At 43.2% G+C, this 23,659-nt stretch carries 23 protein-coding genes; all 23 read left to right on the forward strand.

Annotated elements, in window-relative coordinates; translation table 11 throughout:
- Positions 1-1,957: ABC transporter permease (locus AC4OGX_RS19240; protein ID WP_493332364.1), on the forward strand; the 1,957-nt coding region annotated here is incomplete at its 5' end.
- Between the two features lie 88 nt (positions 1,958-2,045).
- Positions 2,046-3,593, forward strand: coding sequence for a sensor histidine kinase (locus AC4OGX_RS19245; protein WP_493332366.1), 1,548 nt, complete (start codon positions 2,046-2,048; stop codon positions 3,591-3,593).
- Complete coding sequence (locus AC4OGX_RS19250; protein ID WP_493332367.1) at positions 3,583-4,182, forward strand: response regulator transcription factor; 600 nt, start codon at positions 3,583-3,585, stop codon at positions 4,180-4,182. Before AC4OGX_RS19245 ends, AC4OGX_RS19250 begins: the two co-directional genes overlap by 11 nt.
- A gap of 11 nt (positions 4,183-4,193) precedes the next feature.
- Positions 4,194-4,862, forward strand: coding sequence for a response regulator transcription factor (locus AC4OGX_RS19255; RefSeq protein ID WP_493332368.1), 669 nt, complete (start codon positions 4,194-4,196; stop codon positions 4,860-4,862).
- Positions 4,859-5,935: a sensor histidine kinase gene (locus AC4OGX_RS19260; RefSeq protein ID WP_493332369.1), complete on the forward strand. Its 1,077-nt coding sequence runs from the start codon at positions 4,859-4,861 to the stop codon at positions 5,933-5,935. Before AC4OGX_RS19255 ends, AC4OGX_RS19260 begins: the two co-directional genes overlap by 4 nt.
- A 142-nt stretch (positions 5,936-6,077) precedes the next feature.
- A complete protein-coding gene (locus AC4OGX_RS19265; protein WP_493332371.1) occupies positions 6,078-6,230 on the forward strand; it encodes a hypothetical protein in 153 nt (50 codons plus the stop codon).
- Positions 6,224-7,072 carry an ABC transporter ATP-binding protein gene (locus AC4OGX_RS19270; protein ID WP_493332372.1) on the forward strand — a complete coding sequence of 283 codons (849 nt, stop codon included), beginning with the start codon at positions 6,224-6,226 and terminating at the stop codon, positions 7,070-7,072. Before AC4OGX_RS19265 ends, AC4OGX_RS19270 begins: the two co-directional genes overlap by 7 nt.
- Positions 7,072-8,064 (forward strand): ABC transporter permease, encoded by a 993-nt coding sequence (locus AC4OGX_RS19275; RefSeq protein WP_493332373.1) that lies wholly within the window; start codon positions 7,072-7,074, stop codon positions 8,062-8,064. Before AC4OGX_RS19270 ends, AC4OGX_RS19275 begins: the two co-directional genes overlap by 1 nt.
- A 3-nt stretch (positions 8,065-8,067) precedes the next feature.
- Complete coding sequence (locus AC4OGX_RS19280; RefSeq protein ID WP_493332374.1) at positions 8,068-9,060, forward strand: ABC transporter permease; 993 nt, start codon at positions 8,068-8,070, stop codon at positions 9,058-9,060.
- Positions 9,061-9,210: 150 nt separating this feature from the next.
- A complete protein-coding gene (locus tag AC4OGX_RS19285) occupies positions 9,211-11,151 on the forward strand; it encodes a GGDEF domain-containing protein (protein ID WP_493332375.1) in 1,941 nt (646 codons plus the stop codon).
- 462 nt (positions 11,152-11,613) lie between these two features.
- Entirely contained in the window at positions 11,614-13,149 is a 1,536-nt protein-coding gene (gene abc-f / locus AC4OGX_RS19290) for a ribosomal protection-like ABC-F family protein (protein WP_493332376.1), read from the forward strand.
- A 172-nt stretch (positions 13,150-13,321) separates the two neighbouring features.
- On the forward strand, positions 13,322-13,966 hold the full coding sequence (locus tag AC4OGX_RS19295; protein ID WP_493332378.1) for a hypothetical protein: 645 nt from the start codon (positions 13,322-13,324) through the stop codon (positions 13,964-13,966).
- 24 nt (positions 13,967-13,990) lie between these two features.
- Positions 13,991-14,464 carry a LytTR family DNA-binding domain-containing protein gene (locus tag AC4OGX_RS19300; protein ID WP_493332379.1) on the forward strand — a complete coding sequence of 158 codons (474 nt, stop codon included), beginning with the start codon at positions 13,991-13,993 and terminating at the stop codon, positions 14,462-14,464.
- Positions 14,448-14,882, forward strand: a complete 435-nt coding sequence (locus AC4OGX_RS19305; protein ID WP_493332381.1) for a DUF6608 family protein — start codon at positions 14,448-14,450, stop codon at positions 14,880-14,882. Before AC4OGX_RS19300 ends, AC4OGX_RS19305 begins: the two co-directional genes overlap by 17 nt.
- 115 nt (positions 14,883-14,997) lie before the next feature.
- Entirely contained in the window at positions 14,998-15,192 is a 195-nt protein-coding gene (locus AC4OGX_RS19310; RefSeq protein ID WP_493332382.1) for a hypothetical protein, read from the forward strand.
- A gap of 74 nt (positions 15,193-15,266) precedes the next feature.
- On the forward strand, positions 15,267-15,962 hold the full coding sequence (locus AC4OGX_RS19315) for a response regulator transcription factor (RefSeq protein ID WP_493332384.1): 696 nt from the start codon (positions 15,267-15,269) through the stop codon (positions 15,960-15,962).
- Positions 15,959-16,900, forward strand: a complete 942-nt coding sequence (locus AC4OGX_RS19320; RefSeq protein ID WP_493332386.1) for a sensor histidine kinase — start codon at positions 15,959-15,961, stop codon at positions 16,898-16,900. The genes AC4OGX_RS19315 and AC4OGX_RS19320 overlap by 4 nt, the downstream gene beginning before the upstream one ends.
- Positions 16,901-17,000: 100 nt before the next feature.
- Positions 17,001-17,912 (forward strand): ATP-binding cassette domain-containing protein, encoded by a 912-nt coding sequence (locus AC4OGX_RS19325; RefSeq protein WP_493332388.1) that lies wholly within the window; start codon positions 17,001-17,003, stop codon positions 17,910-17,912.
- A 4-nt stretch (positions 17,913-17,916) separates the two neighbouring features.
- Positions 17,917-18,612: an ABC transporter permease gene (locus tag AC4OGX_RS19330; protein ID WP_493332389.1), complete on the forward strand. Its 696-nt coding sequence runs from the start codon at positions 17,917-17,919 to the stop codon at positions 18,610-18,612.
- A gap of 421 nt (positions 18,613-19,033) precedes the next feature.
- Positions 19,034-19,708: a response regulator transcription factor gene (locus AC4OGX_RS19335; RefSeq protein ID WP_493332390.1), complete on the forward strand. Its 675-nt coding sequence runs from the start codon at positions 19,034-19,036 to the stop codon at positions 19,706-19,708.
- Positions 19,696-20,829 (forward strand): HAMP domain-containing sensor histidine kinase, encoded by a 1,134-nt coding sequence (locus AC4OGX_RS19340; RefSeq protein WP_493332391.1) that lies wholly within the window; start codon positions 19,696-19,698, stop codon positions 20,827-20,829. Before AC4OGX_RS19335 ends, AC4OGX_RS19340 begins: the two co-directional genes overlap by 13 nt.
- A gap of 65 nt (positions 20,830-20,894) precedes the next feature.
- Positions 20,895-21,566, forward strand: a complete 672-nt coding sequence (locus tag AC4OGX_RS19345; protein WP_493332392.1) for an ABC transporter ATP-binding protein — start codon at positions 20,895-20,897, stop codon at positions 21,564-21,566.
- A partial coding sequence (locus tag AC4OGX_RS19350; protein ID WP_493332393.1) for an ABC transporter permease occupies positions 21,563-23,659 on the forward strand: 2,097 nt, incomplete at its 3' end. The genes AC4OGX_RS19345 and AC4OGX_RS19350, both read left to right, overlap by 4 nt.

A 23,659-nucleotide genomic window follows, 5' to 3' on the forward strand; every position in this document is an offset into this window, starting at 1 on the left:
TTACTCACTGTATCTGGTCTCTGTGGCATTTGTGGTAACCATCTATTTTTCCTTTGCATCGTTTTCCACGAATGAGATCATCCTGGAAAAAATTTCATCGGACGGAAGAGTAGAGACCATGTGTCGGACTATTTCAGTCTTCCTGATGGTTTTTGTGATCTTTTATCTGTCTTACTCCAACCGGTTCTTTCTGCGCAGGCGGACAAAAGAACTGGGCATCTATGCTCTTCTTGGATACCGCAGGGCAGAAATACTGAAACTGCTGACCTTTGAAAACCTCTTTATCTGCTGCGGTGCTTCTATAGCCGGGATCATATTGGGAGGCGCTGCACACAAGGGGATCGTCTTCGGGATCAGCAGCCTTTTGAATCTGTCTGTTGACAGTTCTAAGATCCCCTTCTGGAATCTTCAGGCCGTCATTGACACCGTATTGTTTTTGTTGATAGTGGGGAGTGTGCTGGTCATTTCGAATGGAATATTTTTATACCAGACTTCCCTGATGAAGCTGATTCGATTTGAAAAAAGTGCCGAGAAAACGATGAAATTCCACAAACTTCCGGCCATCGCAGGTTTCGTAATGATCGCTGCAGGCTATGCGCTGGCGTTAGATATTATCCGAGGAGAAGCCTCTGTCTGGATAAAAATCGGTTTCTATCAGATGGGATTAATTACGATGCTATTGGTCGTAACCGGGACGGTTCTTTTTATTACATCCTTTTTACCGTATCTCATGAGACAGCGTAAAAAACAAAAAAGGACCTTTTATTCGGCGAAAAATATCATCACTACACCCAATTTTATATACCGAATCCGCTCTAACGCAAAGACCCTGGTCATGCTGACGCTTTTATTTGCAGCCACGCTGACGGTATCCAGTGTGATGGCGCTTACCCTTTACTATCCCATTGCGGCAGTGGCACGTATTGCACCGTCAGAGATCGAATTCAGAGCGGAAAGTAAAGAACAGAGAGAGGCTGTAGAACAGATCGTGAAAAACGCTCTGCCGGATGCAGAGGATATCATTTTTACATCCGTAGACTTATATAAAGTGAAGTCCTCTTCCAATGAGCTTCCGGCAGAGTACAGCCTGGGAACAGCAAAGCAGGGGGCCAAAGAAAAGAACAGCGTGAGAGAACCGGGATTTGAATGCATGTCATTCTCTGCATATGCGGAGCTTTTAGAGGCGCAGGGGAAGGCAAAGATCAGCAAAAATCTGACCCCGTTGTCCGAACAGGAGTGTATCCTTATGAAATATGAGTCGGATGGCAGGCAGGACAGAGAAGCAGGAAAGCAGTTTTCCCTGCTGATAGGCGATACGGAGGTACCAGTGACAGTCAGGGAAGCCTCTTTAGAAAATGTCATTTCCTTTGCCAACAGTATCGGGACACTGGTAGTCAGCGATGCGTTATACAGCCGGATGAGCAGGGAAATGTCTCCGGTGACAAGTGTATGTTCGATCAATGGGGATGCCGTAAAAAATCAGGAGGCACTATATGACGAGATCTCTGCCTGCCTCAATGAAAGCCCATATCTCCAGGGTAATTCCCATCGGATCAATGAATTAGTATATCTGAACAGCTCCACGTTTCTGATGATCGGATTCCTGGTCGTTCTATTCTTTATCGCTGCAGGAAGTATTTTATATTTCAACAATATTTCAGCGATTATAGATTCGAAGGCTGATTACGATATCCTGCAAAAAATAGGGTATAGAAAAGAACTGATCAGAAAGATCGTCAGGAAACAGATATGGACCTATTTCAGTATCCCCTTTCTATTGGGACTTTTGGACTGCATCTTTGCGGCGTTAGTCTATAAAACAGGTTTGATGCAGAACATATTAGAAAATTCCCCGGTACTATACGCACCTGCAGCTCTCGCAATCGTATTGTCAGGGGTAATTTACCTGATCTATTACATCGCAACCGTCAGATCCTGTTACAAAATACTGGACTAGAGAGGTATTTCACGAACTTACTGTTTGTGATATAATGGGCGTTACCAAGGTATTATTTAAAGGGGGTGGCCGTCAATTGAAACGAAATATGGCAAAACTGGTATTTCTGCTGAATCACATGTTAGTCCTGGTTTACCTATGTACGTTTGCCAATTCGGATGCAGGTATTTCTATTCACAGTATCGTTCCGATCACTCTTGCCACCCTTTTTTTACTGGATATTTCTTATATGATGGCATGTGATGTGACAGGAAACAGGATTCTGATTTTGTTCTGTGCGCTGCTGGCACTGGACAGCTGGTATCTTTTGTTATCCTTTCGGGAAACACCGCTGGAAACGATCTTATTTCAGCTCTTAAGCCCGGTCATCCTGTATGTATCGGTACAGTTTGTTTTATTCTTCCTGTTTCAGGGATACAGATATCAGCTGAAAAAGGGAGTGGACATCCTGCTTTTTATTGTGTTTGTGAGTGCTGCCATCAGCACATTTCTTTCAGGAAGGATCTTTGCAGTGTGTTATGGCATACAGTTTGTGGTCAGCATTTCTGCCTTCCTTTTTGTGGCCGGCTATCATCATAAAAGGATCGGTTACGTGATACGAAGTGAACGAAGAGCACTTTTATTTTCTGCAGGCATTACGGCGATCGGTTTTTTGATTTATTATTTTTTTACATGGGATATTAAAGATCATATCGGAAACTTTGGAATCTACCTGACTGTTCTTGTGTTTTCGTTCAGTATTCATGGAATTGCCGTAAAGGAGAGCCAAGGGATGCCAATAGTGGCGGTATTGGAAAGAAAACAGGGAGGTCTTTTGGCGGCTGTGTGTCTTGGCTTCCTATGCCTGGTCAGTTTTGCATTCCATCTGCCGGTTTTGCTATTTATCATGGAATGTAATTTCCTATTTTGTGTGATTTTTCTCAGCAATATTTTTCTGGGAGAAAATCTGAGACAGAAGAAGGATATCACAGCCAATGACAGCTACACTTTTGCTTTGGAAAAGCTGCGCAGAGAGGAACATTTGAAAGCAGAATTTTCTGATTTTCTTCATGACGATATCCTCCAGGATCTGCTTTCTATAAAAAATATGACCGGAAAATCCCACCGCCCGGAAGTCCAGGATCTGATCTGTAAGACTCTGGAAAACTTAAATGTACGCATTCGGGAAAGAATGCAGGATTACCATCCCGTCATTTTGAAGAATCTGACAGTGAAGGAGAATTATGGGCAGCTGATCAGAAGCGTCCAGGAAACATTTCCGCAGAAACGGATCACAGTCTTATTCGAATGTGCACCGGATATCTTCATTGCAGAGCCATACGATATGCTGGTTTACCGGCTGATCAAAGAACTGCTGACAAATGTATACAAGCATTCAAACGGTGACAGTGCAGTGGTTACACTGGTTCTTGTAAAAGACATTATCAGGCTGGCTGTGAGTGATAACGGGACGAAGGAGATATCGTCGGAAGATATCCAGTCTGCTGTGTCGCAGAAGGGAATCCTTTCGTTAAAGGAACAGACAGATCACCTCGGTGGCTTTATGTATGTGAAGAAAAACCAGCCCTGCGGCCTTAGGATAGAAGTTGAATTACCAATGAGAGGAGAGGGTTCCTATCAACATTTTGTTAGTTGACGATCATGTGCTTTTTGCAAAAAGTCTGGCGATCGCATTAGAAGAGTTTGAAGAGATAGAAGAGTTCTATTCTATAAATGACATATCGGATTTATCAGGGGAGATTAAGAAGAAACAGATCGATATTGTCCTGATGGATATTAACCTGGGCAGTCTGAGCGGAGAGGACGGCCTGAATCTGGCACATGAGCTTCTTAGGGAAATGCCGGATGTAAAGATCATCATGCTGACAGGCTATGATCTGCCGGTCTATAAACACGAGGCCAGAAGAATCGGCGTCCGGGGATTTCTGAATAAAAATATCAGCCCCGGCCAGCTGGCGGCTTCTCTTTTAGCAGTATACCAGAATCATACCTGTTTTCCGAAAGAGGAAGAGCGGTTTATTGAAGAGCTGACAAGTATGGAAAAAAAGATTCTTAAGCTGGTAAGCACAGGGAAAAAGCGGAAGGATATTGCAGGGGAACTGTATATCAGCGAGAGGACTCTATCTAATCATTTACAGCATATTTATGAGAAATTAGGAGCAGCCTCCTCAGTGGAGGCGGTCACGAAAGCAATACAGATGGGATATATTCCACCCATCTGCTAGGAGGCGGTTATATGGCAAATATTTTAATTGTAGAGGATGAGAAAAGCATGCAGGACATCATCTCAGAGTATCTGCAAAAGGGCGGTTACACCTGCCTGACAGCTGATGACGGGGTGGATGCTCTTATGATCCTGAAAAGTACACCGGTAGATATCATGATACTGGATATCATGATGCCTCATCTGGACGGCTTTGCAGTCTGCAGGATGGCCCGGGAGATGAGCAGTATACCGATTATCATGCTTACGGCAAAAAGCGGGGAAGAGGATAAGCTGAAAGGGTATGAATATGGCGCGGATGATTATATGACAAAGCCGTTCAGCCCAAAGCTGCTGCTGGCAAAGGTCAATGCCCTGATGCGCCGTACTTCCTACGGAACACCCGATTCCTTAAATGCAGGAATAATTACGGTGATTCCTGCCTCACATAAAGTCTTTGCGGACGGTCAGGAGATTACGCTGACCCATAAGGAATATGAGCTGCTTTCGCTTTTTATGGCAAACCCAGGGCAGGTCTTTACCCGTGAACAGCTGCTCAATAGGATCTGGGGCTATGATTTTGAAGGAACGACCAGAACTGTAGATACGCATATCAAGACGCTGCGGCAGAAACTAGGGAACGGAGGAAAATACATTGTAACGCTGATCCGTTCCGGATATAAATTTGAGGTGACAGTATGACTTTAAAAGATAGTTTTTCTTTACGAACGGTACGCAAGAAGCTGCTTGTGATCTTAAAAGCAGCAGGTATTGTCTTGATTCTGTCTTATACTGCGTCGACAAGGCTTCCTCTGGATAAAGAACTGTCCTTTTTCCTCTGGATCCTTTTTGTGATCGTATTGCTGCTTGTGATAGACTATCTGCTGGGAAAAATTGTCACAAACCCTGTATCCAGGCTCAGTGAAACGGCAGGAAAGATGGCCCGGCTAGACTTTTCTACATCTGCCAGCATATCTGCCAATGATGAATTCGGAGAACTGTCTAAAAGCCTGAATTATATGGCTGATAATCTCAGGAAGGCGATGGCAGAGCTGGAAAAGGCAAACCAGCATCTTGAAAAAGAAGTGGAGCAGGAACGTCTGCTGCTGGCTGAGCGTAAAGAGCTTGTGGACCAGCTGTCCCATGAAATGAAGACACCCTTAGGTATCATCAGAGCATATGCAGAAGGGGTCCAGGATGAAACTGACGAGTTCATAAGAGAGAAATATACCGGGATCATCATAAAGGAGACACAGCGGATGGGGGATTTGATTACGACCCTTTTAGATCTGTCCGCCCTGGAAACCGGTGCAAGTCTTCTGACGCCAGAGCGCTTTGATCTTGTAGAGCTTGTGGAAACTGCAGCCGGACGGCTCTTAATTGATGTGCCGGATGCAGACTTTAAGCTGGAATATGAACTCCCGGATCATAAGGTGTATGTTGATACAGATAAAAAACGTATGGAACAGGTTTTGGACAACTTAATCGTCAATGCAAAAAAGAATGTAATTCCTGGCGGTTTGATCAGAATATCTATGGTAAAACAGCCAGGGAAAATGCTTTTTTCTGTTTTTAATCAGAGTCCTTCGATCCCACTAAAGGATCTGGATAAGATCTGGACGAAATTTTACCGGAGCAGTCATTCCAAATACAGCGGATCAGGTCTTGGTCTTGCGATCGTGTCCCAGATCCTTTCCATGCAGGATATTCCGTATGGTGTATGTAATCTGGACGATGGCGTGCAATTCTATTTTTCTATCCCAATCATTGAATAATGATATTGTTTTTATACGGCCCTGCCTTTATCTCGAAATGGCGGGGCTTTTTTCAATTTCACATCAATTTCACAACAGTCTCACATCGACTTCACCTCGTTTTCCTATTTTAATATCAAAAGAAGAAAAGGAGGAAATGAGGATGTTTTTAGGCATAGAATGGTACTGGTGGGTGTTGATTGCAGCGGCTTTTATAGTCTCGGTCCCATTTAAGATGAAGTTTATGAAATGGTGTAGCAGACGCAGGCAGGAAAAGAAAGAGGATCTTGGAAAGTGGGGGGATGATAAATGGTAGAAGTAAAAGACCTGACCTTTTCTTATGGAAAGGACAAAGAAATCCTGCATGGCCTAAACTTTTCCGTGGAAGACGGGGAAATCTTTGGTTTTCTGGGACCGAATGGCTCTGGGAAATCAACGACCCAAAAAATTCTGACAGGAGTCTTGAAGGGATATGGGGGATATGTATCCTTATTTGGAAAGGAAGCAGAGTCGGTGCATACTAAAGAATTCTATCAGAAGATCGGTGTTTTGTTTGAGTTTCCCTATCTTTATACAAACTTAAGTGCCCTGGATAATTTAAAATACTTTTCCTCTTTCTACCCAAAGGGGCAGCTGCGGGATGCAGAAGAATTGCTGGAGGAGCTGGAGTTTAAAAAGGACTTCATTCAGAAACCAGTGTCTTCTTACTCCAAGGGGATGAGACAGCGGGTCAGTATGGCGAGAGCTCTCATCAGCAATCCCAGGCTGCTTTTTTTGGATGAGCCGACCAGTGGACTGGATCCCTCCGGGGCGGTTCTGTTCCGGAAAATTATTGAGGAAGAGCGCAGAAAGGGTACAACGATATTTCTTACGACCCATAATATGCTGGACGCCGATCTGCTCTGTGACCGGGTCGCTTTTATCTCAAGCGGTACGATCGCTGCGTTAGATACTCCCAAGAGGCTGAAAGAACAAAATGCAGGCCATGAGGTTATCATTGAGTACATATATCATGGAAAGCACATGAGAAGTACATTAGAGACAACTGCTCTTAAGTGCGGGATCCCTTTCCCACACGACGAAGTGGTCTCTATCCATTCACAGGAGCCGACTCTCGAAGATATATTCATCCAATATACGGGGAGGGGGCTGGTTTGATGGGAAGGGGAGTTTTGTACTTACTAAAGAAGGATTTTAAGATGATGATATCCGGGAAATTTTTTCTTCTGGCCTTTGGGACACTTGTTTTATACTCCTGTTATATCAACTTTGTTTATGTTCATCTGGATCAGGAGATATACCCTGTTTTTCTCTATGATCCACAAAAAACACAGGATACTTTCTCAAAATATGTGACAAGGGTCGAGACCAGAGAAAAATTGGAGGAAGCCTGTGAGGATCAATATTCTGTTGGGCTGGATTTTTCAGGAGAGAAGCCGGAACTTTACTTCATTTCTTCCGGCCTCTATACAACGGATCATTACCGGGCAGCTTGGGCAGAGACGGTACTGAATCATGAGATGGACGGTCAGGCAGAGATCATTGGGACCAACAGTAAAGAAATGAAAAACCGTCGGGAGATCACAGCAGAATTTTTATTTTTTGAGCTGTCAGCGGTAGGGCTTTTGGGATTGGCCGCAATGCTGTTTAAGGAAAAGCAGATGGGAGTCATTAGGGTACACGGAATACTTCCGGTCAGTAAAGCCGCATTTATTCTTTCTAAGCTGGGGTGGATCTTACTTGCAGACCTGGGATTTGCCACCTTGCTGACTATCCTGAATCTGGGAGTGGAAAATGGGATAGAGGTGTTGCCCGGGGTTTTGATCCAGGCCGGGATCTTATCGCTTATCATGGCATTGACAGGTTTTTTATGCGCTATACTCCTGCCAGATTTTAAACAGTTTTCACTGTTCTATCTGGTCATTGCAGTCTTCATCACCACGCCGGTATTTCTGGCAGGGCAGACTGGGATTGTCTGGGACTGGATCATATATCACCCCATGTATCACCTGTTTACTGCAATGAAAGCAGCCTATTTTAATGAGGCTTCATTTCAGCCAGTCTATGGCATAGCTTGTTTGGCAACCACAGTCCTTTTGTTTCTGCTTGTATACCGGGCCTTAGCAAAAGCAATGAGAAAGGAGAGATAAGAGGTGAAGCAATTGAGATATCAGCTCAAGAATATACGCCGGGATAAGATGTGCATTCTGACCTTTCTGCTTCCCATTATTTTCGGCTTGGGAATCCAATTATTATCCCAGGCACACCTCCGGACTGTAAGTGAAACTTCGTTTGGAGTCTTGAAAAACAGCGTGACCGGGGAGACCGCTGCATGGCTTAGTGAATTTGGGAATGTTACTGAATATGAAACAAAAGCAGAACTGACCGATGCAGTCAGGGACCCGTCTACACAGATGATCGGTGTCTTAAGAGAGAAGGAGGGGATATCAACACTGCTGGCAGGTGATGAACTGGCAGTAAATAAAACGATTGGAGATACTCTGCCACGGCTTTATGAATACAGAACGGCTCCAGCATTATATAAACAGACGATCGTTCCAGCACCAGAAGGCAATGAAGGTCTCAAAACTTTACTGACTGTGATTACGATAGTTACTGCCATGTTTATGGGATGTACATTTAATGCAATGAGCATCATCGGTGAAAAAGAGGACGGCATTGCAACGATCAACCAGATACTGCCGATGACTGTGAAGGTTTATATCCGTCAAAAACTGCTGCTGGGTTTTGCAGGAGGAAGTATTTCTACACTCCTTACGGCTCTGATTGTAATAAGGCTGCGCTGGTCACAGATACTTCCACTGATTCTGATCGCGATTCTATCTGCATATATAGCAGCATTGCTGGGAGTATTGATTGGACATTTTTCAGCAGGATTAATGACTGGGATTGTTTATATCAAGGTGCTGATGGTCCTGTTTATCGCACCTCCGATTCTATTTTACCTGACTGTTTCAAACAATAATGTAATGCATGGTCTGTCTTACCTGCTTGTGTCCAGTGCTTCTTTTTACGGACTGATGGATCTGCTTAGTGGTCAGACAAAGGGGGTATGGATGAATGTCATAATTTTAGGCGGACATGCTATATTGTGGAGTGCCATAACCCGTAAAGCTTTGCGATAGCAGAAAATCACATGTGGCCTGAAAAACTTCCAATATTTCACATTAAATAGCAGAAAATACGCAAAACCCTTCCAAGTTTATTGAATTTCTAGTATTATAAACATAAGAGGTCGTGTGATTTACAGACCATGGAAAGGATGCGTTTTGTTTATGCAAAAGAAGATTATTCCTGTGATACTTGCGATTGCACTGATTATTTCGGGCTTTTTTGCTTTATATTCAATCGGCAATGTACAGGGGAATGCCAGGGTGGTTAACTATACTGGTATCGTTCGCGGTGCCACTCAGAAACTGGTTAAAAAAGAGTTGAATGGAGAGCCGGACGATATCCTGATCAAACGATTAGACGATATTATTGAGGGGCTTCGCACAGGGAAAGGTGACCAGGATCTGATCTATCTGAAAGATGATGCATTTCAGGAGCAAATGACCATTGTATGGGAGAAATGGGGGAAGATTAAAGACGAGATCAAGAATGTCCGCCGCGGAGGTGATCAGGAACTGCTTTATCGGTTGAGTGAAGAGTATTTCACAGAAACGGATATCGCGGTACATGATGCCGAGGCTTACACAGAAAAAAGAGTTCAGCATGCCAAGGTGGGATTGAGTCTGTTGACTGGTATCTGGCTTATGGTAGCTGCCTTTGTCGGTTTTTTTACATCGCGTGTTTCTAAGCGACAGCAGGAAATAGAAAGAATTGAAGATGAGAACCGTAAGAGAAGTGAGTACCTTTCTGTGCTGGCGAAACAGCTTCAGGCTCCGATGAATGAGATGTCGGAACTCTTATATATCACAGATATCGAGACATATGAGCTGCTGTTCCTGAACGAGGCCGGACAGCGCTCTTTTCATATTAAGAATTTCTATGGCAAGAAGTGTTATAAAGTGCTTCAAGGACGGACCAGCCCATGTCCATTCTGTAACAACAGTGATCTTAAAGAAGGAGAAAATATCAGCTGGGAATATACGAATCCTATTACCAAGCGTCATTACCTTTTAAAAGACCGAAGGATTATATGGGATAACCGCAACGCCAGAATGGAGATTGCGTTTGATCTGACAGAGAATGAAAATAAAAAGCAGCAGCTGCAATATCTGCTGGATGCAGAACAGATGATCGTTGACTGTATCCAGATCCTTTATAAAAAGCGGGATGTAGACAGAAACATCCAAGATGTTCTGGCTATCACAGGGAAGTTTCTCCAGGCAGACTGTGCATATTACATAAGTATTGAGCAGAACAGTCTGGTAGTGGAACAGGAATGGCATAAAGATGACACGCACAAACTGAATATAGAATATCAGTATATTTCTGATGAGATCACCGAACGGTGGATCACATCATTTGAAAAACAAAAATGTCTGGTCATCGAGGATATTGAATATCTGAAAGAGGAAGAACCCGAAGAATATGAGATGCTAAAGCAGCATAATATCCACTGCATGATTGCTTCTTCACTTGAGTATAACGGCAGTATCAGTGGTTTTATCGGATTGAACAATCCTCCGGTTGACAAGGTGCAGCATATCGTTTCATTTTTACAGACTCTGAGTTACTTTATCGATCTGTCCATCCAGCAGGATAAGGTTCAGAATCAGCTGGCGCAGTTAAGCTATCACGATATGCTGACATCGTTTTACAACAGAAACCGTTACATGGAGGATGTGCAGAAGTTTGTACAATACGATCAGGAAATAGGTGTCATCTATCTGGATATCAATGGATTAAAGGAAATTAATGATACATATGGACATGCGTGCGGTGATGAGGTTATTACCGCGGCAGCGGGATATATGAAAAAAGTATTTCCGGCAGATGAGATCTATCGTATCGGCGGTGACGAATTTGTGATCCTCTGTCTGCACATGAAAGAAGAGGAATTTGAGGAACATGTCAGCCGGTTGAAACAGATCGTCCAGGAAAACCAATATTTAAAGATCGCTCTTGGTTATCGATGGTCACCACATTCAGCCAGACTGCTGGCACTGATCAAAGAGGCAGATGAGGATATGTATGAAGATAAACGGATCTATTATCAGAATCATTTGAAGGGCCAGGAGGATCAGCATACCGGGGAGAAAACGGAGTGAATGATTAGAGAGCGGGATAAGGATGTAAAGCTTAAAAATAATAAATACACCATCATAACATACTTGACATCTTTCCCTTTGTTTGTTATCATCTTCACAGCAAAGGAGTATGAATACTATGAAAATCTTACTTAAGATTCACCCAAGATCACGAAAAAACTCTGTACAATTGATACCGATGAAGCATTGTACAGAGTATAGCGAATAGAGTATGTATTATCATTCATCGGGAGGAAGTAATCAAGATCAGGTGAGAAAAGCATCTGTTTTGGTTCTTTTTCTCGTATGATTTTATGTATCAGAAGGCTATGGATGACAATGTTTTGTCCATAGCCTTCTGATATTTTAACAAAAAGAATGTTATAAAGCAGAAGGCAGATACCCAGGTGTATTTTGTCTTCTGCTTTTTTTATGATATATGAAATTTGATTGCCCATTTTGTTATGAAAGGATTAGATAGAGATGAGTTTATTAGAGATAAAGGATTTAGCACATTCATTTGGTGATAACCTGCTTTTTAAGGATGTGGATATTACATTGAATAAAGGGGAGCATATTGGGATCGTGGGACAGAACGGGACCGGAAAAAGTACTTTTATAAAGATCTGTACCGGACAGGTTGTTCCTGATTCGGGAAGGATCATATGGCAGAGAGGTGTTTCAGTGGGATATCTGGATCAGTACGCCCAGATAGAGGAGAAGATACGGATGCAGGATTTTTTAAAGACCGCTTTTCAGGATCTATACGACCTTGAAAAAGAGATGAATCGGTTATACTTCCAGGCTGCGGAAGGAAAAACAGAAGTGCTTGAACTTGCATTTCAATACCAGGAAAAACTAGAACATAGGGGTTTCTACTCGATAGATGTTAAGATACAGCAGGTGGCCATGGGATTAGGCTTATCTGCCATTGGACTGGACCGGCCGATTGCAGAAATGAGCGGCGGGCAGAGGGCAAAAGTAATTTTGGCAAAGCTGCTCCTTACGAAACCGGATGTCTTATTGCTGGACGAACCGACGAATTTTTTGGATAAGGAGCATATCGCATGGCTGTCAGAATATCTTTCCGGCCTGGAACAGGCTTTTCTGGTGGTCTCTCACGATTATGAGTTCCTGGAAAAGTCAGTGAACCGTATCCTGGATATTGATCAAAAGAAAATTACAAAATATTATGGCAGCTATCAGGAGTTCCTGCAAAAGAAGACACTTCTGCGGGAAGACTATATCCGGCAGTATACAGCACAGCAGAGGGAGATTCAAAAGACAGAGGAATTCATACGGAAGAATATGGCCGGACGAAAATCAAAGATGGCAAGGGGCAGGAAAAAACAGCTGGAGAGAATGGAAAAAATGGAAACCCTGGAAGTCAAAGAAATCAAGCCCAGATTTCAGTTTCAGGAGCTGCCGCTTACGAATACAGAGCATTTATCGGTCAAAAATCTTTTAATAGGATATTATTATCCGCTTCTCCCGAAGGTAAGCTTTTCGATAAACGGTGGGCAGAAGGTGGTTGTTACAGGCTTTAACGGGATTGGCAAATCAACACTGTTAAAGACGCTGATCGGGGAAATTCCATCACTTGGAGGGAAAATTCATTTTTCAAGCCAGGTAAAGACCGCGTATTTTTCACAGGACTTAAAGTGGGAGAACGAGGAAATGACTCCGATCCAGATCATGTCAGAGAAATATCCTTCCCTGACAATAAAAGAAATCAGAAAAAAACTCGCATGCTGCGGGATCACCAGCGAGCATGCAATGCAGCCCGTCAAAACGTTAAGCGGAGGGGAACAGACAAAGGCAAAGATCTGTCTGCTGATGCACTCCCCCTGCAATTTCCTGATTCTGGATGAACCGACGAACCATCTGGATGTCCAGGCGAAGGAGGCTCTAAAAGAGGCATTGGTAAACTATCACGGAACAGTATTGTTCGTGTCCCATGAGGAATTGTTCTATCGTGACTGGGTGGATAAGGTGATCAATATAGAGAAGCTCATATAAACAGGGAAAGTTGTACTTTGAAGTGGGTTTTTGTTATATACGACTGTTTGACAAAATAGTAAATGCTTTATGTTTGGTGTAACTTAGTTTCCTATAAACGCAGTATAGTTGTTGTTGTATTGTTCTATTGAGGTTTCTTGCATATAATCAAGACAAAAAAGAGGTACAGTATATGAAAACAACAATTCAAAAAAAGGAAAATACAGTTATGGATTATCTGGGATTTGTTCTTTATGCTTTTGGCGGATTAGGGATAGAAATCCTGCTACTGATGTTAGAAACAAATTTGTGGGGAATATCAAGCAGTAAATGGACAATTTTACAAAGTGTAATTCATTGGTCTGCTACTTGTGTGATTTGGGGCGTTCTTGCTTTTCTTTTATTAAAGCAGATTCCTAAACAGTACTCAAAAATAAGACCGATAAATATGGTAGTGGTTAGTTTTATTATGCTTGTATCTATGGTTTACACTTCATTTGTATGGCATGGTTTTAAGCCTATCATTGAGTTTACAAATAATGGGCTCATAAAATTTGTAATTCAGTATATTTACTATGCTTTTGAAAGTATGTTGATTTTATTGATTATCATATTCGGACAGATGTTTTTTGAAAAAATAGTTGGCAAAAAGACATATATTCCTGCTGGAAGTATTATTCTTGCACTTACATGGGGGCTTAGCCATATCTTGACACAAGGTATAGACACGGGGATTTATGCCTGCATACAAGCATGCTTATTTGGTTTTGCCTATCTTGCTTTAAATAGGAGGGTTACAATTTCTTATGTGGTCATTACTTTAATGTTCATGTTATAATGTCCCTCAAAGGAGGGGATTTCTTTGAAAATAAATGAATACATGGACACAGCAGTCAAAGAAGACAGAATAGATTATTTTTACAAAAAAAGGACAAATGAAGTAATTGAAGTTCTGGCACTTTTAAGAAAATACAAGCACAAATTGATTGGGAAAACAGAGAGTGGTGAAATCATCTTTTCACTTAATGATGTATACTATTTTGAATCAGTCGATAAAAAAACGTTTGTTTATCTGAAAAATGAGGTCTTAAAAATCGAAGCGAGACTATCGGAGCTTGAAGATGCCTATTATGAATACGGTTTCATAAGAGTTAATAAATCAATGGTTCTGAACATCTATAAAATAAATTCTCTTAGATCGGAGTTAAACATGAAAGTAACTGCTCTATTAGATAACGGCGAAAAAGTACAAATCAATAGAAGTTATAAGTCAAAATTCAACTTATTTCTTAAAACCATGAATGAGGGGGGCATTAACAGTGAAATTGATAACTAAAAAGAATATAATTCCTATTATTTGTATCACTTATACAATCTTGTCCATTTTATTAACAGTATATGAGATCGTTGTAAATGGGAAAATGAACCCTACACAGTTAAATATATTTCTGTTTTTAATTTTAAGTATCTTAGGCGTGGTTGTATTATCACAACATTACCGTTTTGAAAGGTTTTCTCCACTAGCTATGATTATCGTACAGTACGCTTTTGGAATTGCAGTTATTCTTATTTCTCTAAAGACAGCTTCGTTTTTTGTGGATATACACCCTGATGGTTATAGAGATATGACATTATCGTTTTCAGTTCCTTATATCATCGGTGCAATCATCTATTATATTGCTTTACGGATAGAAGTTAAAAAACAAAATAAGCTGTTAGAGAATATCAAGAAAAAAAGGAAGCAGTTTGAATAACCTAAAAAGGTAACGGTAATATGGGAGAATAACTCCAATGCCGATACTATTGTGAAAAGTGATAAGAGAGGGTATAATTTCTTTTATAATGAAGTTTCAAGGGAGGAGACATGGAATGAAAAGAAGTTACCAGGTTTTGATCAGCATCATAGCAATTGTATTCAGCATTTTATCGGCGAGTATGGGGATTAGTTTTGTCAGCGATAGCAATGTCTCAGTTCCAGTCAGATTTCTATACGCTTATGTATTTATCATGACACCAGTCAGTACGATTTGGCTGGTGACTGCATTGATCAGAAAAGGGCGATAGGATCTGGAAAAGCTTAGATCAGAATAAATGTAGAGAAGAATAAATAATACCAGATAAGAACAGGAGCATAATTCATGAAAATTTTATTGGTAGAGGACGATCCTGAGATCAGTGCTATGCTCAGAGATTATCTGACATGTGAGAATTTCGAGGTGGTATGTGCGGCGGACGGCGAGGAGGCATGTGAGAAGTTCGAGGACGGTATCTTTAGTATTGTACTTCTGGATCTCATGATCCCTAAGATCAGCGGTATGGATGTGATGCAGCAGATCCGCAGGACAAGTAATGTGCCGATCATTATCATATCTGCCAGAGACACGGAAGTGGACAAGACGCTGGGCCTGGGCCTGGGAGCGGATGACTATATTACGAAGCCGTTCTCCGTCACAGAAGTGCTGGCCCGGATCAAGGCGAACATCCGCAGGAGCACCCAGTATGCGGCGCCGGTTCAGGCGGCAGAAGAGGAAATACTGACTATTGGTGATCTACGGATGAATCTGTCGGATTACACGGTTACGAAGGCTGGAGAGAAGCTTGACCTGACGGCAAAGGAGTTTGAGATCTTGAAACTTTTACTTCAAAATCCGAAGAAGGTCTATACCAAGGCGCAGTTATATTCCCAGATCTGGAACGATGCCTATCTGGGGGACGAAAATGCAGTTAATGTCCATATCAGCAGGCTTCGCAATAAGATCGAGGACAACCCAAGAGAGCCCCGCTATGTGATTACTGTATGGGGAATCGGGTATAAGTTAGGAGAAATATCATGAGTGAGTCTTTAATTATCTTTTGGCTGTCTGTCATAATCGTGGTTCTGCTTGGTATCGTGATCTATCAGCAATGTAAATTTCGTATGGGGACCCAGGCAAATTTAAAAAAAATCAGCAGAAAGCTGGAAGAGATCATAAATAGCGGCAGCGACGAACAAATCATGACCTTTACAGATAATAAGATTCTTATGGAGCTGATGGCACAGATCAATCAGATGTTGATGGAATGCCAGAGGGCCAAGGCGGATTTCCGCCGCTCTGAGATCGCATCTAAAAAAATGCTTTCCAATGTTTCTCATGATATTAAGACTCCGATGACCGTGATTCTGGGGTATCTGGAGATCATCCGCCTGAATGGCGATCCGGATCATGAGATGCTCAAGAAGGTGGAGGCAAAAGCCCACAGGGTGATGGAGCTGATCAACCAGTTCTTCACATTGGCAAAGCTGGAGGCAGGAGATACGGATATTGAACTTGGCAGAGTGAATATGAATGAGGCATGCCGGGAAAATATTTTAGACTTTTATGAACTGCTGACACAGAAAGCATTTCAGATTGAAATTGAGATCCCGGATGAAAATATTTATGCTCAGGCTGACCCGGATGCTTTCCAAAGGATTATGTTTAACCTGCTTTCTAACGCTGTGCGGTATGGATGCGATGGGAAGTATCTGGGGCTTACACTGCGCTATGATGAGGAATTTGTATATATCGATGTGGCCGATCAGGGAAAAGGGATCGAAAAGGCATATGCGTCTACGGTTTTTGAGCGTCTATATACCTTGGAGGATTCCCGGAACAGGGACATGCAGGGGAACGGCCTGGGTTTGACCATCGCGAAGAATCTCGCCCGGCAGATGGGCGGTGATCTTACATTAGTAAGTGAACCTTTTGTAAGAACAGTTTTTACCGTAAAATTAAAAAGAATCACCTTTTGATCCTTCCGGGCAGCTAAAAAGAAAGAAATTCGTAAGATTTATTCAAGAGTTTTGAAAAGCGGAGTCTTTACAATGATAGGTAAGAAAGGGGGCACAACATATGCCATACATTATACAAACAAACGATCTTACCAAAACGATTGGAGGAAAGGAACTAGTCTCCAATGTCAATATCCATATTTCAAAGGGGCAGATTTACGGATTCCTGGGACCGAACGGTGCAGGTAAAACAACGGTAATGAAGATGATCACAAACCTTTGGAAACCGACCTGCGGAAGTATCGAGCTTTTCGGAGAAACGCTGACGCCAAAATCTTACGAAGTATTAAAGAGGATCGGAAGTATCATCGAGTTTCCGATTTTTTACGAACACATTACGGGAAGAGAGAATCTTAAGCTTCATGTAGAATACATGGGGTATTATCACAAGGACAGCATTTCGGAGGCATTGAAGATGCTGGATTTAGAGGGTGCAGCGGATAAACCGGTGAAGAGCTATTCATTGGGGATGAAGCAGCGCCTGGGCATTGCAAGGGCGATCCTTTGCAGACCTGAGCTGCTGATCCTGGATGAGCCAGCCAATGGTTTGGATCCTGCAGGAATGAAACAGATCCGTGATCTGTTAAAAATGCTCAGCAGAGAATACGGAACTACGATTATGATTTCCAGCCATCTTCTTGCAGAGATCGAGAACACCGTAGATATGGTGGGGATCATCCATCACGGTACGCTGCGAAAAGAGATCAGTATGAAGGATATCGGAGAGATGAATCTGAACTACATCGAACTGACAGTGACAGATACAAAAAGAGCTGCTTTCCTATTGACGGAGAAGTTAGGATTCACGAATTTTAAGATCGTGGAAGCCGAAAAAATCCGTATCTACGACTCGAAAGCCACGACACTGGAGATTTCCAAGACACTGGCACTTCATGATGTTGAGATGTCTGCGATCAGTAAAAAATCGGAATCCCTGGAAGACTATTTCCTGAAATTAACTGCGGAGGTGTAGCGTGATGATGAAATTAGTAAAATTGGAATGGAAAAAGAACAAGCTTGGGAATGGAATCCGCTCTGCAGGAATCACAACAGTTATCCTGCTGGCTTTTCTTATGGCAATGGCAGAGTCAGGCGAGTTAGATGGGGCTAAGACGATGGAGACTTATGGAAAGAATATGCTGATTGCTGCGGTGGAGCTGTTTTCCCATATGACATATATTATCTTCACTGGGGTGATGCTGGCATCCTATGTAGTGAGTGCCTACGAAAAGAGAACGATCAACCTGATGTTTTCCTATCCGATTGACCGCCGGAAGATCCTGTTTTCAAAGCTTCTGGCAGTATGGATCTTTAACTTTGCCGCGGTCATTCTGACGAAGGTCATCATCTATGTAGTTCTTTTTATGACCAGTTCCTATACACATGCAGATACATCCGGCATTCAGATCGGAACTCTGTCGTTCTGGCTGAATCTTCTCCTGAGTTCGGCAGCGATGGTGAGCATCAGCTACATTGCCCTTCTGGTAGGGATGAAGCTGAGATCCTCCAAAGCGGCGGTCATCACCGCGGTCATCGTTGCGGCTCTTACACAGGGAAACATCGGAGATTTCACATTGAGCAGCAGCGTACCGTTTTATATCCTCCTGCTGATATTGGCTGGTATATCTGTCTGCCTGTCAGTTTACAATGTAGAGACAAGTGACGTGCTGTGAGAGCACGTATTATATAACAATCCGTAAACATGAATCGGTCATACACGGCTCCCGGCCCTATCAATCTAGAATGAAAATAGATTGATAGGACCGGGAATCCGTCTTTGCAGCAGAAAACAGTCACTGGGTTTGTATAGGAATCCTATTTTTCAACTCGTTCTGTAATTCATGCAGAAAGGTGTTAGACGCTCTTGAAAACACTTGATATTTTTTCCATACAATACAGAGTTCGGCCTGCATGGGCGGGAATAGCGGTCTGAAGCAGAGATCGCTTTCACCAGTGGTGTTGATCAGCTTGTCCAGTGCGATTGCATATCCCAGATTCTTTTTGACAAAATGAGAAGCATGCCTGGTATTAATCCTAAACTTGAGGAAAATTTGAGATTTTCATGATAATATAAGATATTAAGGAGGTGGCCGTATGAGGGAAAAGATTTTAGTGGTAGATGACGAGAAAGGGATTGTAGAGATTCTGAAAAGTTATTTTGAACTGTCAGACTATCAGGTATACACTGCTTTAAACGGGGAGGAAGCTCTGCAGAAGATCTCCTGCCAGCCGGACATTGTCCTGCTTGATATTAATATGAGGGGAATGGATGGCTTTACGGTCTGTGAGAAAATAAGGGAATACATTTCCTGTCCCATTTTATTTTTAACTGCCCGGGGTGAGACCGCCGATAAAATCAAAGGGTTTCATGTGGGGGCGGATGATTATATCGTAAAGCCATTTGATATTGATGAATTAGGAGCAAGGGTGGAAGCTCACCTGCGCCGGGAAGGCAGGAAACATGAGGAACGTTTTCTCGGCTTTTTTACCGATATGGTGATCGATTACTCGAAGAGAGAAATTACGATCAATCAAACAGCTGTATCTCTTTCGAAAAAAGAATTTGATATCGTAGAATTACTCTCTGAAAATGCAGGCCAGGTGTTTGACCGTGAACGGATCTATGAGCGGGTCTGGGGGTTAGACGGAGACGGAAGCAGTGATACGATCATGGAACATATCCGTAAAATACGGAGTAAATTTGGGGCTGTTACGCTTCATAATTATATAGAAACGGTCTGGGGGGTGGGATATAAATGGGTAGGATAAAGCGTATGAGCCTAAAAAGTTCTCTATTTACCCTTACATTCCTGAATTTTGTCATTGCAGCAATCCTTGCAGTCATTGCATTTGGAATCTGTGTGAAATCAAGATCGGCAATTGCACCGCAAGGTGTCCTTCTGGAACCTGGTACGGGACAGATTTCGAATCTGCCTCTTCCGGCCAGGGAAAATCTGTTTGCGGCCAATATTCTGGAGGCTCTGCAGTATGTCCTGCCGATATTCATTTTTATGGCATCCTCTTTTGTCACGTCAGCTATGTTCTATCGGCTGAAATTGAAAAACTCAGTTGCCATTCTTACAAAGGGGGCGAACAGGATCATTGAAAATGATCTGGACTTTACCATAGAGGCAGAAAGTGAGGATGAGTTAGGACAGCTCTGCAGCGCTTTTGAAACGATGCGTCAGACATTGCTTACGAATAACAGGAAATTGTGGAAACAGGCAGAGGAACAGAAACGGCTGAATGCCGCCTTTTCCCATGAATTGAAAAATCCGATCACAGTTTTAAAAGGTTCCGTGAAGCTGGCACGTATTGGCATTCAAAGCAGAAGGGCAGGGCAGGAGCAGATGCTGGAAAACCTGGAGCGTATCGAGGATTATACAAACAGGATCGAAAAGTATGTAGAGACAATGAGCAGTGTCCAGCAATTAGAGCAGATCCCCTTGTGCCTGAAAAACACCGGCTTTCAAGCCTTTGTATCAGAGCTTACAGCTGCCGTTCATATCATAGGATTGGACAGCAAAAGAGAGATCCATGTTCAGGCAGAGGATACAGAGAAGGTGATCCTGATAGATCGGTCCATTCTGCTGCAGATTGCGGAAAATATGGTATCCAATGCGCTTCGGTTCGCAAAACGAGAGGTTTGGATCACATGTACCACAGAGGGGGAACATCTGGAAATATGTGTAAACGACGACGGCTGCGGTTTCCCGGATTCCTTGCTTGCAAACGGTATCCGGCCTTTCCAGAAAGGAAGGGAGGAGGCCGGACATTTTGGAATGGGGCTGTATATTGGAGATCTGTTATGCCGAAAGCATGGAGGCTATATCGAGATCCAGAATCGCCCGGTCGGTGCAGCAGTAAAAGCAATTGTAAAAATAATCTAAACCTTGAGACTTTTTTGAGAATTATTTTTTAAACTTTCCTTATCAAATCAGTAAAGGAGAGTTTTATGGATATTCATGTAAATTATATTTCAAAAATCTATGGAGAGAACGAGAACAAGGTGACTGCGTTAAATCAGGCTTCCATGACGATCCACAAAGGAGACTTCATATCCATTATCGGTCCGTCCGGCAGCGGAAAAAGTACCCTGCTTCATATCATCAGTGGATTGGACCATCCGACATCGGGCAGTGTTTTATATGATAATATTGATATCCACAATGGAAATGACAAGAAGCTGTCTGCCTTCCGCCGTCAAAAAATCGGGTTTATTTTTCAACAGTTTAACCTTCTGCCTGTTTTAACAGCGCGAGAGAACATCATTATGCCCCTTCTGCTGGATAGAAAGCAGCCGGATGAGCAATATTTAAAACAGCTTGCCAATTTTTTAGGGCTTGAAAACCGGCTTTCTCACCTGCCTCATGAACTATCGGGAGGCCAGCAGCAGCGTGTTGCCATCGCCCGAGCCCTGATTGCAAAGCCGGATGTGATCTTTGCAGACGAACCGACCGGTAATCTGGACAGTAAGAGCGGCAGCGAGGTCATGCAGATGCTGTTAAGTATCCGCGAAAAGATGAATAAGACTTTGGTGATCATTACACATGATCTTCGGATCGCTGAGATGGCAGACCGCCGTTTTACGATGATCGACGGGGAACTTTCGGAGGTGAATGTATGATGAAATCCTATGTATCACTTGCCTGGAAAGAATTAAAGGCGCAGAAGGTGACCGCAGTACTTATTCTTCTGGCTGTGATCCTTTCCAGTATCATGACAACAGCAATCGGCCAGTCTCTGGGTATCCTAAAGGATATGAGGGTAAAACAGGCTTCTTCCTTAAACGGAGACCGTTATGCATCCTTTCACCAGCTGTCCGAAGAGCAGATGAAAGAATTATCGGCTGATCCGCGCATTGTGGATGCGGGCAGCATGATCACTGTCGGGAGTCTGGGGCTGAAAAACAGCGGACTCACCTTATTTATGAGAGAATACCTGGGAAATGCACTGGATGCCTATCCGTCCGTCGGCAAGGTGAAGGAAGGACGGCTGCCTGCTGCTCCCAATGAAATCGCACTGCCGGAAGATGTCCTTAAGTACTTTCAGGAGAAGATCACTGTGGGCAGTACCATTACACTGGATGCAGGCATTTCCCTGATGAATGGTTCCGAGACATATCGATATACGGCCGAGTTTACGGTTTCCGGTATTTTAAAAGCAAATTATCTCGGTTATGCTACAGGCAGCGTGGATGCGATATTGGGACCGGGAACGGCGAACATGCTCCTGCCTGCGAAATACCTGCTTTACTCCACAGATTTTAAGGTCGCTGACACAAAGCATTTCCAGGATACAGTGAATGATCTGGCACAGACACTTGGGGTAGACGAAGCGTTCATTCAGTACAATTGGATACTGTTAGACGCGCTTGGGATCGACTATTCGGAAAAAGGAAAATCGGATACTGAAACAGGATTTTCTTTCATGGCATTGGCCTTTGTACTGGTCGGAATCCTTGTTCTGGCTGCAGCAGGGCTGGTCATTTATAATATCTTAAAGATCGCCGTGACTAAGCGAATCCGGGAATATGGTACACTTCGCGCTATCGGAGGGGAAAGAGGGCAGATTTATCGTCTTGTTTCACTTCAGTTATTTATCCTCTGCGGAATCGGGATTCCGATTGGTCTGCTATTTGGCATATTGTCTGCAAAAGGCATCCTGATCGCTGCAACAAGTATCCTGAATCCGGATCTGTTCCTGACAGAAAACACCAGTGAGTTAAGCACTGCCATCAGTACTGCCGGTACAGGGAGTGCCCTGTATCTTCTGGTAAGTATTGCAGTCACGCTGGGATTTGCAATGCTGGCGGCATTCCCGGCGGCAAGGTACGCGGCGCGGGTCTCTCCGACGACTGCCATGTCCGGACAGTCTGTGAAAATAAAACGGCGGATACGGAAAAAACGGAAGATACACAGCTTTGAAGCCTACTATGCAAGGCTCAACTTAAGGCGCGGGCGGGGCAGGACAGTCATCACGATCCTTTCCCTGGTAATGAGCATTACTGTTTTTGTGGCTCTTAAAAGCTTCACCGCTCTTCTCGACACCAGCAGCAGTGTGAAAGACATGCATTTGGGAGATTATGCAGTCACAAATGAAGGGACGGGAATTTCGCCGGAGGGTGCTAAGGAAATCCGGGAGCATGAGGCAGTTGAAAATCTGTCCACCACAAAACTTACGGTCTATATGCAGGATGAATCCGGGAGCATTCCCATCAATCTTGATTTTGAATTAAAACCCGGAGAAACCTTCCAGCTTGCAGGAATCGACGATGCCCGTCTGAAATCCCACGCAGAAGACTTGTCAGAGGATGAGTTTAAGGATCTGCTGGAGGGAAGATCGTGTATTGTAAAAAATCCAATTGCGATTTCCTTCGAAGGTAAGACAGCCGCGCAGACGAACCTGAAAAAAGGCGATGTGATTACAATAAACAATGTGGAGCTTACGATCGCAGGGATTGCAGACACCCCGGTCACGATCAATAACGAAGGCTTTCTCAATGGGGTACAGGTCGTTGTGAGTGATGAAACCTATGATATTCTAACCGGAAAAGAACAATATTCAGAGGTCTACCCGGCTCTGCATAAAGGTGCTGATACGAAGCAGTTTGAAGCATGGCTTAAGGATTGGTGTGATTCCCACGAAGGCAGCCACTTCCTTTCTTACCGCCAGAGCGACGCACAGCTTAGCGAAAGCTTTGAGCAGATCAAAATGCTC

Source organism: Faecalicatena sp. (assembly GCF_058819085.1).